At 54.3% G+C, this 13,478-nt stretch carries 10 protein-coding genes; 7 read left to right on the top strand and 3 right to left on the bottom strand.

The genetic code is table 11. The features are described from left to right. Positions 1-197: 197 nt before the first annotated feature. Entirely contained in the window at positions 198-1,316 is a 1,119-nt protein-coding gene (locus C380_RS17230) for an acyltransferase (RefSeq protein WP_043565571.1), read from the top strand. 79 nt (positions 1,317-1,395) lie between these two features. On the opposite strand, the gene C380_RS17225 is transcribed toward C380_RS17230, so the two are convergent. Continuing rightward, complete coding sequence (locus C380_RS17225) at positions 1,396-1,776, bottom strand: hypothetical protein (RefSeq protein WP_043565569.1); 381 nt, start codon at positions 1,774-1,776, stop codon at positions 1,396-1,398. 960 nt (positions 1,777-2,736) lie between these two features. Here C380_RS17225 and pilV point away from each other — a divergent pair. Genes pilV through C380_RS25400 form a run of 6 tightly spaced genes read left to right on the top strand, consistent with a single transcriptional unit; the run spans position 2,737 to position 10,681 of the window. Beyond that, the gene (gene pilV, locus C380_RS17220; RefSeq protein WP_015015111.1) at positions 2,737-3,348 is read left to right on the top strand and encodes a type IV pilus modification protein PilV; all 612 of its coding nucleotides are present in this window, start codon (positions 2,737-2,739) and stop codon (positions 3,346-3,348) included. Beyond that, positions 3,320-4,285 (top strand): PilW family protein, encoded by a 966-nt coding sequence (locus C380_RS24660; protein WP_168162373.1) that lies wholly within the window; start codon positions 3,320-3,322, stop codon positions 4,283-4,285. Before pilV ends, C380_RS24660 begins: the two co-directional genes overlap by 29 nt. A 13-nt stretch (positions 4,286-4,298) precedes the next feature. Further along, positions 4,299-4,910 (top strand): PilX N-terminal domain-containing pilus assembly protein, encoded by a 612-nt coding sequence (locus C380_RS24655; protein ID WP_168162372.1) that lies wholly within the window; start codon positions 4,299-4,301, stop codon positions 4,908-4,910. 4 nt (positions 4,911-4,914) lie between these two features. After that, on the top strand, positions 4,915-9,663 hold the full coding sequence (locus C380_RS24650; protein WP_083871672.1) for a pilus assembly protein: 4,749 nt from the start codon (positions 4,915-4,917) through the stop codon (positions 9,661-9,663). Between the two features lie 2 nt (positions 9,664-9,665). Beyond that, positions 9,666-10,139, top strand: coding sequence for a type IV pilin protein (locus C380_RS24645; RefSeq protein WP_015015107.1), 474 nt, complete (start codon positions 9,666-9,668; stop codon positions 10,137-10,139). Beyond that, the gene (locus C380_RS25400) at positions 10,136-10,681 is read left to right on the top strand and encodes a GspH/FimT family pseudopilin (RefSeq protein ID WP_015015106.1); all 546 of its coding nucleotides are present in this window, start codon (positions 10,136-10,138) and stop codon (positions 10,679-10,681) included. Before C380_RS24645 ends, C380_RS25400 begins: the two co-directional genes overlap by 4 nt. Positions 10,682-11,011: 330 nt before the next feature. On the opposite strand, the gene istB is transcribed toward C380_RS25400, so the two are convergent. Next, on the bottom strand, positions 11,012-11,815 hold the full coding sequence (gene istB, locus C380_RS17205; protein ID WP_015015105.1) for an IS21-like element ISThsp10 family helper ATPase IstB: 804 nt from the start codon (positions 11,813-11,815) through the stop codon (positions 11,012-11,014). After that, positions 11,805-13,331, bottom strand: coding sequence for an IS21 family transposase (istA, locus tag C380_RS17200; RefSeq protein ID WP_015015104.1), 1,527 nt, complete (start codon positions 13,329-13,331; stop codon positions 11,805-11,807). The genes istB and istA overlap by 11 nt, the downstream gene beginning before the upstream one ends. Positions 13,332-13,478 lie beyond the last annotated feature (147 nt).

Below are 13,478 nucleotides of genomic sequence, written 5' to 3'. Positions count from 1 at the left end.
TGACCCACGCTGTGTAGGGGCGACCCCGGCGCGACAGCAGGTTGGTGCAAAAAATCCTCTAACCGAGGACAATAGAGGGTTTTGTTGCTCCGCCCCTTGTTCCGTTCGTCTCGCTGCCTGGCAGGGTAGATAACGCGGTAGGGGTGGCTACGGATGTCTGGCGGTGTTCTGTCCGCTGGAGTTCACGAACACCCCCTATGTCCTCGTCCACATCCCGAACGCCGTTGATCGACATGATCAAGGGCATGGCTTGCGCCACCATCGTGTGGCACCACCTGGCTTTCTATGGCCCGATGTCCGACATCGCCCACCCTTTGGCGCCAGCCCTCATGGCTTGGCTGTACGACTACGGGCGCATGGCGGTGCAGGTGTTTTTGGTGCTGGGCGGGTACCTGGCTGCTGCGAGTCTTGCGCCCCAGGGCGTGGCCCGTTTTGAACACGCTGGCACCGCCATTGCCAAGCGGTTTGTGCGTCTGGTAGTGCCTTACGCCGTGGCACTGGTGCTGGCGGTGCTGGTGTCTGCCCTGGTTCGGCCTTGGATGGACCACCACTCCGTGCCCGACCAGCCCACTTTCTCGCAGCTGCTGGCGAACGCATTGCTGCTGCAGGACATTGTGGGTGCAGGCGCGTTGTCGGCCGGCGTCTGGTACGTGGCCATCGACTTCCAGCTCTTTGCCCTGACCGTGCTCATGCTCGCCGGGGTGCGTGCGCTGCCAATGCGCAAGTTACGGCACCACGCGGCGGCCCTGTCGCAAGGATTGGTGTTGCTGATGGCGGGCGCCTCATTGTGGCTGTTCAACCGCATGGCGGGGCTGGACATGTGGGCGCTGTACTTTTTTGGTGCTTACGGCCTTGGCATGCTGGCCTACTGGGCGACCCGCGTCCCCCAGGCGCAGGGGTGGATGACGATGATGGCGTTGTTGGCGGGCGTGGCACTGGCTGTGGACTTCCGCGCTCGCATTGCCGTGGCCGCGGTCACGGCGCTGTGCCTAGTGGTGGCCATGCGCTCCGATCGCGTGCGCAGTTTTGCTGGCGTGTCTCAGCTCGTCCAACTCGGTCAGATGTCGTATTCGGTCTTCCTGGTGCACTTTGCTGTGTGCTTGCTGGTCAACGCGGTGGTCAGCCACCTCTGGCCCACTTCGCCCGTGTTGAATGCATTCGGCATGCTGTTGGCCTTCACACTGTCGCTGGTCGCCGGCCGCCTCCTGTATCTGCGTGTGGAGCGCCACGTTCCATCGTGGTCCACGGCGCTGCGCTGGCAGCTGGGGCTGGTAGGGGCGGGCATGCTGGTGGTCATTACCAGCAACTGGGCGTAGCCTTTGAGTTGAAACCGCCTGGGCGAGCTGGGGGGGCGTTTTTTTTTGAGCATGGCCCGCCCTTTCGCTGAGTGCCGTGCTACCGCAACAGCTTGCGCTCCCGACGCTTGCGTTGCCTGTCCAGAAACCATGCCATGAAGGGCAGCAGCAGCATCGAGCCCGGGATCACCCAGATGAAAAGATAAGGACTGACCGAAGAGGCGGAGCGCATGACATCCCGCAGGTGGGCCCGTTCCTCTGCACTCCAAGTGTCCTGTCTGCGCTGCTGCACCAGCCAGACCACCGAGCCTTTCATCGTGGCTATCTCTCTGCGTAAACGGCTCTTTTCCCGGCTGTTGCCGGCCAAAAAGGAGCAGAACCATTCCGGAGCTCGCTCCATGCGTCGCTGAAATGCCAAGGTTGAATCCGGGTCAAATGCGTCGGCAGGAGACTGGGTTTCGTCGGGTCGTAGGATGGTCATGGAGGGTGTTATTGTGTCTGCATGGAAGAACAATGCCAAACATGCTTTTAGGCCTCGCTTCGGCAGTGCACTGGGAATGGTCCCAAAAGGGGGGTGCCCGACCTCGCTTACCGGCTGATCAGAGATGTCTTTAATGCGCGCGGCAATCGCCTCACTAGTGGGGGTGCTTCCACGCTACCTCCTGCCTGAAAAACTAACTAAACAAAGCGCTACCCGATATCGATAGACGATCTGGGCTAATTTCATCTCCGCACGGATAAACGAGCTGCAGGCGGAGCTTCCTGGCGGTCTCTGACAAGCGAGGAACTGTGCGGGGCCCGGACTTTCGAGGGTATGAAGCGCAGACGAAACCAGTATCTGACAGTAGATAGGTGATGTATTCCCATGAGCCTAGCGTCGAACCTTTGAGCTCGTAGTCACGCGTGGTAATCACATTCACAACTAGATCATCGGGTTAACTCACTAAGAATTCCCTGAGAGGCTGGTGTCGTGAGCATGAGTTGGGTCTCGATTCGGCAACTGGCTACGCAAGTGGAGATCTGGGTTTTCGCAGCTCCGGAAGCGGCAGCTGTGAAGAGCATGATTCCACCTGCTGATCAGTACTTATTGGTCGTCCTTATAAGACTTGACTAGATCCAGCTAACACTTTGGACAATGATGGACGGGAAGAAGAGTAGTAGATGCATTGAGGTGCGGATCAATGAGGCGCTGCGGTAGGAAGAGACAGGCATACCTATCAAAAAAATCTGTCGCGACGGAGGCATCTCCTGCGCCACCTCTTACCAGTAGTGATCCAAGTTCGGATGCATGCAAGTTGCCAAGGCCCAGTGCTTGTGTGACTAGGAGTCAAAGCGTTGACCTTTGTCTCCGCCGCCCACTACCTCTTGGCGGCCGTTCGTCGAATGTCCATCGATTCTTCAGTGAGGTGTCCGTAGACTACGGCGAATGCGGCACACACACATGAAAGTTCCCTCAACATTGAGTAGTTCGGTCAAAAAAGAAAAAGGATTTTCTTTGATCGAAGTGCTGGTATCAATAGTAATTTTTGGTATCGGATTGTTGGGGGCGGCTGGTCTTCAGTTGGCCACAATGCGCAGCAACCAATTCACTGCTCAGGCTAGTGTCGCTACCCAGCTAGTCCGAGACTACGAAGAGATTACCCAGATGCTGCGCTCGGCCGATCTATCGACCTCCGAGGGCAGCAATGTGCTAAGCAGTTTGGATACCAATACTGCCGACACGACAACTGTCAATTGCCAGAGCTCTGGCGCTGCATGCACATCAAGCGAGTTGGCGGCATTCATGCTTAAGGAATGGAAAACTCGCGTTACCACAGAGCTCCCAGGGGGGCGAGCCGTGATCTGTCGCGATAGCGCGCCCAAAGATACCTCTGGCACCAGTTCAGGCTTGTACCACTGGACTTGCGACAACCAGGGTGACATGCTGATGGTCAAAATTGGGTGGACTGCCAAAGCGGATAAGGCCGACCAGACACAGCAAACCATTGGGACAGAGAACCGGCCAAGAATTGTAATGACCGTTTTTGGCAACCAAAAAGACTTCACGGATTGATGCGATGAAACATTCTGCTCGTATCACACAGCAAGGTTTGACCTTGGTGGAGTTGATGGTTTCGCTGGTGCTGGCTAGTTTGATTACTTTAGCTGCAGTCGGACTCTATACTGTTGGTATCTCCAGTTATCGCACGGTTGATGCGGGACAAGAGCTTCAAGATAATGGGCGTTTTGCTCTTGAAATCATCGGTCAGGCCGCGCGACAGGCAGGATACGAAAATTATCCTGAAGGATATGGTTTGCGCTGGACAGATACGTACGCCACCAATACCAGCTTGTTTCCCTCGGTTCGGGGTGCCAATAATGCCAAGGTGGCTAGCGTTACAAGCGTTAGCGATGATGGCACCAATGACAATGGCGGCTACAACAGCAGTGACACGCTTGCTTTCAGATTCCACGGGGCGAGTCTTCAAAGTGATCGCACGAAGGCTGATGGCTCGATGATCGATTGCCAGGGAGTTGCTCAGACTGCGCCACTACTGTCCAACGATCTCAGTGACGTGGCTTTAAGTCTTTTCTGGGTGAAGGTCGACAGCACGGGGGAGCCATCACTGCAGTGCATCTCACGCGGGGACCCTGCTTCACCCAGTCGTAATACCCAGCCTATTATCAAGGGCGTTGAGTCCTTCCAAGTTATGTACGGTATCGACGTCAATGCCAACTCCGTACCGGAAAAATGGGTTAGCGCAAACGAAGTTACCGACTGGACTCAGGTCTCTGCTGTTCGTGTGGGCTTCGTTCTCCGAGGTGCTCCTGGTAGCAGTCAAGGATATCAAGGCGCATCCGCTACCGCCAGTGAAAACAAGCTCTACCCCCTCGGAGCAACCTTCACCGGAAGCAGTACTGAGGCGGCGCTGGTTTTCACGCCGCCAGCGGATGGGCGCTTGCGGCGCACTTTCAATGCGACATTTACGTTACGTAATCCCCAAAACTAAATATGTGATCCCAATGAAATCCAATCCTATGGGGCATCGTCACTTCCAGAAGGGCGTATCTCTAGTGGTAGTGCTCATTTTGATGAGTGCCATTTTCTTGATGGCAGCGTTTGGCGCACGTCTGACATTGTTAGGTGAAAAATCGTCTCGCAATGACCGTGATAGACAGATTGCATTCCAGGCGGCTGAAGCTGCCCTCGGCGATGCGGAAATTGATCTGATGGGACCAAATGCGGCGACTAACAGTCGGGTTTGCTCTACAGCCAGCAAAAAGGTTTCACTTTTTACGGAAGGCTGTGGAAATACGGATGCAAATCGCGGATTCTGTACCAACTCTACCAGCCAACCCCTGTACAAGGCGATTGATTTCGAAGAAACCGGTAGTTCGCGCCGCTATGTCACGTTGGGTGAATACACGGGTGGACGTGAAACTGGTTTTGCGACGGATAACAGCGCACTGCCCGCACAAAAACCGAAATATATCATCGAGGTTATTGCTTATCCTCGCCCCAGAAGTACGAATGAAACAGCTTTTTTGATTACCAGCTTGGGCTATGGTTTGAATAAAAAAACTCAAGTCATGTTGCAAGCTGTTGTTTATAAACCCGACGTACCAGGATGCTGAAACCATGAGTAACAAGAAAAAATTCGCATTGATGGTTGGTACGGTCGCTGTCACCATCTTTGTTGCGGGAAGCGGTGCACAGACCACTGCCATGCCTTCTGTTGACCTCAGCTTAGGACCGTTGGCCGTAACAACCCAAGCTGTGAATGTGGCCCTGGCTTTGTCGGTTGAATTTCCCACCGCTGGTGCGGCCTATCGTACAGGATCATACAACCACAACCAGGAGTACCTTGGTTACTGGGACCCCAAGGGGTGCTATCAGTATGGTGATGTGGGCGACGCCAGCGCTTTGGAAGGCAATTATTTTCGTCGGACTGGTTCGGTGGATAGTAACAAGTACTGTTCTGGTGGTACGAGTTACAGCGGCAACGTTCTTAATTATGCTGCCACTTCCTCCATCGACTTGTTACGCTATGCGCTGACAGGTGGAAATCGAGTTCTTGATACAGCCAGTAAGACCGTCTTGGGGCGTGCATTTTTACCGTCAAATTTTAATGGTATACGAAATGCCTCCTATTTTCCCCAAAAGGAAGTTCCGGCTAACTTGGTGGGTTTGGTCACGCCTCAGTTTTTGACACCTGGCGCAACGACTAACTATGCCGGGACAGTCTATTTCAATTCTTGTGACGATCTGCTATTGGTTGGCAATGCTTCTACTGGGGGCACTTGCGCTTCACCCGGAAGTACCAATGCTTTTGGACCTGTAATTGCCGATACTAGTGGCGCATACACAGAACAGGGTTTTGTGTCTCCCCCCACTAATACTTCAACCACGGCGTATGTATTGGACCCCGCAGGCAGAAAGGAATGGCGACGCTCCCAGCCTGAGGCCACTACTACGGTAATGCCTAGCGGATCTGATCCCAATGCAGGGACTTTGGTGCCAGAGGCAGTGACTCCTACTCCGCGCAACAGTACGGTCGTCTCGACAGGATCAACCCCTCAACGGGCTGGAGATCCCCAAGTTGGTACTACTTATACGCCAACAGGCAACTTAACGACTGTGGTGCCGCCGACTGGGGCTCCCGATACGTCAGCCCAAGGCACAAGGTGGGATCCGAATGTAGCGGGAGCGGATACCAATCCCACCTTAGCGCATAACGTTCAAAATGGTGAGGGCCTGCTTTCTGAGTTGGCGACGGGATCTCCTCAGACTGTTGTGCATACTTTAAATCACTCGGTGTGCCAGGTGGGGAGCACATACGTCCGCTTGCGCCGCAATAGTGCCGGCAATGACTGTAGTGGTATTAGTGGCGCTTCTGCGAACAATCGCAATGTCACTACATACGTGATGTACACCAAAAAGACCCTCTATAAAGAATACACGACCACCCCGATTTACAACTACTACCAAGAGATTCCCACTTGGTACCAGATGAGTCTTTACACAATTTACCGGGTCTACGGCACTAAGCAAGTAAGGATGAAGGCCAATGTGCAAGTCTGTGACAATACTGAGGCCACGACTCGCCAAGATTCGGATGGCGTGAAGCTATGCAAGCGCTACCCGGACGACACGGCGGATTCTGGCAACTACAAGCCTGTGGGGGAACTTCAGCGCAAAGCCGAAGGCGTTCGCGTGTCAGCCTTTGGATACGTCATGGAAGATGGCAATGGCCGCTACGGCGGTGTGCTGCGCGCGCCCATGAAATTTCTTGGTAACAAATACCGTGACACCAGTGGTGTTGTCCAGTCAAATGCGCAGGCCGAGTGGGATGCAAATACCGGAGTTTTCATCACTAATCCGCTCAATGACGCTACGTACGGTATCAGTGGAGTCGCTAATTACCTGAACAAGTTCGGGCAGACTGGCAAATACAAAAGTAATGATCCGGTGGGTGAACTTTACTATGAAGCACTGCGTTATTTTCAGGGGCTTCAGCCAACCAGCACTTCAGTGAGCAGCGTGTCCGCCGCAGGTTATGACAATTTTCCAATTTATACGTCATGGACTGATCCTGTTCAAAATGCTTGCCAGCGGCGTAATTTCATTCTAACCATTGGCGATGTTAATACTCACTACGACAAACAACTCCCCGGGCATAAATCCCCCGCGGGGGTGAATGAGACCACGACCGACCCTGCGAGGGCTGCTGAACCTATTCCTGGGGGATCGTCTTCTCAAACATTCAATGCCGTAGATTGGGCCAAGTTGCTGACTGGGTTTGAAACCGGGACGAGCGTAAGTTACACGGATGCTTTGGGCAGGGCACAAAATACGCTAGGCAATCCTAATGTGGTGGCGGGTAACACGTCGCTGGACACGAAAGCCACAGGTTCATCATCTAGTGCATATTATTGGGCTGGTGCAGCTTACTGGGCCAACACGCAGTCCATCCGCCTAGATACGAAAACCGTCGATGGCACAGCCCAGAGCATGAAAGATATTCGGGTAAAGACGTTTACTATCGACGTCGATGAGGGAGGCAATGGCTCTATCGATGCCAACACTCGTGGTATCAAACCACGCAACAGCTCTTTCTTCCTTGCAGGGAAATACGGCTGGTTCAACGACGCCAATGAAGATGGCAATCCGTTCAAGACCTCGGGTGGTGCAGTGAGCAACAAGGAGTGGGAGGACCCCACAGCAGCGACGATTCCTGACGGCTATGTGCTCGCCAGTCAAGCGCAGCGCATGATTGCAGGTATTCGAAAATTTTTTGGCGCTGTCAGTTCGCAAAGTGGGACGATCTCTGCTTCCGCTGTCAGTTCTCAGCGTTTTACAGCTCGTTCGCCCAACGGGGACTTTTATTCACCCAGTTTTAGTTCTGGTGATTGGTCTGGCACCGTCGTGAAGTCGGGACTTAGACTGAATACCACTACTAATGCCGTTGAATCGCTATCCACTGTTCTATGGGACGCGGGACAGATTTTGACGGCCGGCTCTATTCTTAACTCAGCAGATACTTCAACGGACCCTTATCTCAAGCCTGCCGAACGAAGGATTTTCACTTATAGGCGAGAAACAACTGCGAGTCCGGGCATTGCATTCACTGCTGCCAATCTGAACCAGTTCGATACTGTAATGCGCAACGCACTGAATAAAAATCCGGTAGATAATAGCGTTGATAATATGGGGAGCCAACGAATTGATTATTTGCGTGGCGCTCGTTTTCAAGAGAACGCGACAACCAATTCGTTCAGACGCCGTGCAAGTGTGATGGGTGACGTCATCAACTCTGGACCAGTATTCAAGAAGGAGGCTGACCAAAACATCAAAGGAGACGGCGACTATCCGGCCTTTGTGCAATCGGCCGCCTCCCGAACCGCAGTGGTTTATGTCGGTGCCAACGACGGCATGTTGCACGCACTGCGGGCCAGCGACGGTAAAGAGCTGTTTGCATATGTGCCGTTGGCAGTGGCCAAAACGCTCAACCAGTTGACTAATCCCAGTTATCAACACACACCTTTCGTAGATGGTGTGCCAAGCGTGGGCGAGGCCAAAATTGGCACGAAATGGCGCACGATTCTGGCAAGTGGTATGGGTGGTGGAGCACAGGGAGTTTTTGCCTTAGACGTAACTGACCCAGACCACTTTGAAGATGGCTCAACGGATCAGAGTAAGGTACTCTTTGAATTCACTGACCAAGACGACCCCGCTATGGGTAATGTGCTGACTCAACCTCAGTTGGTGATGATCAAAATCCCTGCCTCGACCTCTGGAGGCTCCCCTATCTACAAGTGGTTTATCGCTGTGAGCAGTGGATACAACAATTATGTAAATGATGGATTGGGACGCTATCAAAGCGATGGCTCACAGGCTATTTTCTTTTTGAGTCTTGACAAGGCTGCGGGTGTCGCTTGGGCAGAAGGAAGCAACTACTTCAAAATTACTGTGCCAGCCAATAATACGACGACGGCAAATGGTTTAGCCAATCCTGGCGTTTTGCTTGGAAACCAAGGAGAAGTGAAGGCCTTGTATGCTGGGGATTTGCAGGGGCAAGTGTGGAAGCTTGATCTCAGCGAGGGGCTGAGCACTCAAAATATAAATGACGGCAAGATTTTGAGGGGTGGTACTACGCCGATGTTCACGGCCACAGCTCCTTCAGGCACTCGTCAGCCAATCACGACCCCGCCGTTGATTGCAAATACTGGTCAAGGGGCTAATATGGTGGTGTTCGGGACGGGCAAGTTCATGGAGAAAAATGACGTCAACTCTACTGGAGTTCAATCTATCTATGGGATTTGGGATGACAGTGGAGCGGCAAGTGGCGACTTTGGACTGACGCGTCTTGCGCTGGCCGCCAACGGTGTGTCCGAAGGATCCTCAACGGTGGCAATTACGCCGCCAACCTCCGCCTACACACTTGGTCGAAAAACAGGACAAAAAAGAGGCTGGTATTTTGATCTGCCTGCTACCCGCGAGCGGATAGCGGTGGAGGGTGCACAGGGCTTTTCAACTATCACACTCAATTCAGCAATTCCGACCGGGGATTGCTCTGGAGATGGGGATGGTCGTAGCTATACGTTAAATCCTATAACAGGGATTCCTGCTATACCCGTAGATTTAGGTACCGGTGGTGGCATGCTCGGTATCCCAATATATCTTGATGTAGAGCTTGATGGAGGTAACTATTCGACGCGCTATACATCTGGTGCTAGAAATTTCACGTCTGCTGAACGTGTTATCAGTCCTACAACGAAACTCACAGGTGTGAACAATATCGCAAAGGTTAAGTCATCGCAGCTTCTTCAAGATACTGTTCGAGCTGGTCGAGTTAGTTGGCGTGAGGTGCGTGATTTTAAGGATTGATTATGCTGAGATTAAAAATGGTAAGCGGATTTACTTTAATTGAATTAATGATTACAGTGGCTGTTGTTGGTATAATCGCTGCTGTCGCTTACCCCGCTTTCACCGATCAAATTCGGAAGGGGAGAAGGGCGGAGTGTCGCAGTGGATTGATGCAGTCGATGCAGCAACAGGAACGGTACTTTAGTCAGTTTAATAAATATGCTGCGTTCGCTGCTGGTGCAACAAATGCAAAAACAAAAGCATTTTCTGGTGATTCTCTGGAAAAAAGTGCTTGTAGTATTGCAGCTGTTCAGTGTAGCAGTGGTGGCACCGCGTTGCCTTTGAACCAATGCATCGAGTTGCAGGCCACGGCCCGCAGTGGATCTGATTCTGTAAGTATGCTTTCTGTTAATAGTAATGGAGACAAAGGTTGCACGGTTGATGGAAATACAAAGAAAGCACCGTCAGACACCGTTCCAGAGAAATGCTGGCCATGAAGATGCAGCGTCTCGGCGGCTTGGGATTTACGCTTATCGAATTGTTGGTGGTCATCGCTATGATTGCCATACTGGCTAGTCTCGCGGCGCCTAATTTTCAACGAAGTGTTGCTCAGAGAAAAGTTAGCGAAGTAGCTAGTGATTTGATGGTGTCTGCTTTGCAGGCGCGGAGTACGGCAATAACCAATAATCAACCGACTATCGTTCAGCCAATAGCAGCAGGTGATTGGACTAAGGGTTGGAGAATTTATATTGATGCTGATGGCGATAGGAGTTATACGGTTGGAAGTGATACTCTTATTAGTACCATTTCTGCAAAGGCAGGTGGTGTGGAGATGAATGAAATAATGCCTGGGACACTTGCATTCATTGGATTTGGTTCTACTGGTTACTTGTTGGGTGGTGCGGCAGGCAGGGTAGTATTTTCATCTGAAAATATTCCCTCGGGGCAGTACCGAAAAGGCGTGGTGTTTTCAAGGACGGGGCGCGTTCGTCTTTGTGAGAGCAATATCAACAAAAATGAATGTTCTGGCTCTGATTGATTTATTAACTAAGTATTCGACTTAGGGGTCCTTATATGGACGTCTACAGAAGCGCAAGATTCGGCGGCGTGAAGGTTTGAAGGGTTTGCAGTTTTACATACGGCCTGTTGGTGCAGGGTGTTCGTCCTGCTAGCCCTGATGGCATTCGCGGGTGAGGCTCCTGTCTGCACGTCGAGCTCCAAGCCCTTTATCCCTATCGGATTGCTCCGACCTCGGTTTGACCTGTCGACCCATCACACCGCTTCTTGCTTGCTCTCTGTTGATTCCCATGCAAACCTGCCCCACCATTTTCATCTCGATCTAACCCACCCTGGTTCGTGAGCTTCACGCTCACGTTGTGGATAAGTTCTTGGTCGCCTTCTCCTTCTTGGTGGTCTGTGGTGGTTGCTGTGCGGAGCTGTTCTTGAACCTGTAGCTGTCGTTACCCGTTTCCAGAATATGGCAGTGATGCGTGAGTCGGTCCAGCAGTGCCGTGGTCATCTTGGCATCCCCGAACACACTGGCCCATTCGCTGAAGCTCAGGTTGGTGGTGATCACAACGCTGGTGCGCTCGTACAGCTTGGACAGCAGGTGGAACAGCAAGGCTCCTCCTGACGTGCTGAATGGCAGGTAGCCCAGTTCATCCAGGATCACCAGATCGGCATAGGCCAACCGGTGGGCCAACTGTCCGGGCTTGCCGTTGGCCTTCTCCTCTTCCAGTGCATTGACCAGCTCCACCGTGGAGAAGAACCGCACCCTGCGGTGATGGTGCTCAATGGCTTGCACCCCGAGGGCTGTGGCGATGTGGGTCTTGCCCGTACCCGGGCCACCCACCAACACCACGTTGTTGGCGTTCTCCAAGAATTCGCAGCGGTGCAGCTGGCGTACCAGTGCCTCGTTCACCTCACTGTGGCCGAAGTCAAACCCAGCCAGGTCCCGGTACGCCGGGAACCTGGCCACCTTCAATTGGTAGGCCACCGAGCGCACCTCCCGCTCGGCGGTCTCGGCCTTGAGCAGTTGGGACAGGATGGGCTGCGCTGCGTCGAAGGCCGGCGCACCTTGCTCAGCCAGTTCCGCAACCGCCTGGGCCATGCCGTGCATCTTGAGCTCGCGTAGCATGATCACGATGGAAGCGATGGCAGGGTCATGACGCATAGCGCACACCCCTCAATTGGTCATAGCGAAGCACATTGGCTTGGGGTTCCACCTCCAGCTTGAGGGCCTGCGGCGATGTGACCGGTGCTGGAGCGGGCTTACCGTCCAGCAGGCGGTGCAGCACGTTCAGGATGTGCGTCTTGCTGGCAGCCCCTGACTCCAGTGCCAACTCCACTGCAGCGAGCACAGCCTGTTCATCGTGGTGCAGCACCAGAGCCAGAACCTCCACCATCTCTCGGTCGCCACCGGTTTGCTTGAGCAAGGTGGCCTGCAGTCGCTTGAAGGCCGGCGGCAACTCCAGGAATGGGGCGCCGTTGCGCAAAGCTCCTGGTTTGCGCTGCAGCACCGCCAGGTAGTGGCGCCAGTCGTACACGGTTTGCCCGGCACCATGGTGGTTACGCTCGATCAGGCGCTGGTGCTCGCAAACGATCTGGCCTTCGGCCGCAACCACAAGACGATCTGCGTAGACCCGCAAGCTCACAGGCCGATTGGCATACGGGGCTGGCACGCTGTAGCGATTGCGCTCGAAGTGGACCAGGCAGGTGGGTGAGACGCGCTTGGTGTGCTCCACAAAGCCATCGAAGGGCCGGAACATCGGCATCAAGGCTGCCTTCTCTTGGGCCCAGACATCCGCGACGGTGCCAGGCAGCTTGCCGTGCGCGATCTCGTGCCACAGAGCCACGCAGCGCTCCTGCAGCCATGCATTGAGCTCAGGAAGGCTTGGGAATGGCGGCACGACCTGCCACAGGCGATGGCGGGCATCGCGCACGTTCTTCTCCACCTGGCCTTTCTCCCAGCCCGAGGCCGGGTTGCAGAACTCGGCCTCGAACAGGAAGTGGCTGACCATGGCCGCAAAGCGCGCATTGACGTCGCGCTCCTTGCCACGGCGCACCCGGTCTACAGCGGTGCGCATGTTGTCGTAGATGCCACGGCGGGGCACGCCACCCAGGACCACGAACGCATGGTTGTGGGCATCGAACAGCATCTCGTGCGTCTGCAGCGGATAGGCGCGCAGGTAGAACGCTCGGCTGTGACTGAGCTTGAAGTGGGCTACCTGCAGCTTGGTGCGCACGCCAGCGAGAACAGCCCAGTCCTCGCTCCAGTCGAACTGGAAGGCCTCACCCGGACCGAAGGTCAGGGGAACGAAGGTGCCACGGCCAGTGGTCTGCTGTGCCACAAGGCGCTGCTCGTGCCAGAGGCGCGCAAAGGCCGCCACACGGTTGTAGGAGCCGCCATAACCGAGCGCCTGCAGATCCAAGTACATCTGCTTGATGGTGCGCCGCTGCTTGCGGGATCGGCCAGCTTCCGTCTTGAGCCAGCCGGCGAGCTTCAAGGCGAAGGGATCGAGCTTGGATGGACTGACCCGCTTGGCGTAGTGCGGCTCGGCCTCGCCAGCGCGCAGGTACTTGCGGATGGTGTTGCGCGAGAGGCCCGTGCGGCGGGCGATCTCCCGGATGGACAACTGCTCTCGCAGGGCCCAGCGCCTGATGACACTCAGTGTTGCCACGTCTATCACTCCTGGTCTCCTGCTGCTCAACAAAGCAGCAGGTTAGGGTTAGTACGTGGGTCAGGTTTGGATGGAAATCCTGGGGGCTAGTGGGTCACTTCTGCGCGGAAATCAACAGCTGTGTGCGTTCACTGCGCTGGCATCGGCCAGCATCTA

Origin of the sequence: Acidovorax sp. KKS102, assembly GCF_000302535.1 — a bacterium.
Taxonomy (GTDB): Bacteria; Pseudomonadota; Gammaproteobacteria; order Burkholderiales; family Burkholderiaceae_C; genus Acidovorax.
The sequence above is the reverse complement of the archived record's forward strand: the minus strand, read 5'-3'. Positions and strand labels throughout refer to the sequence as shown.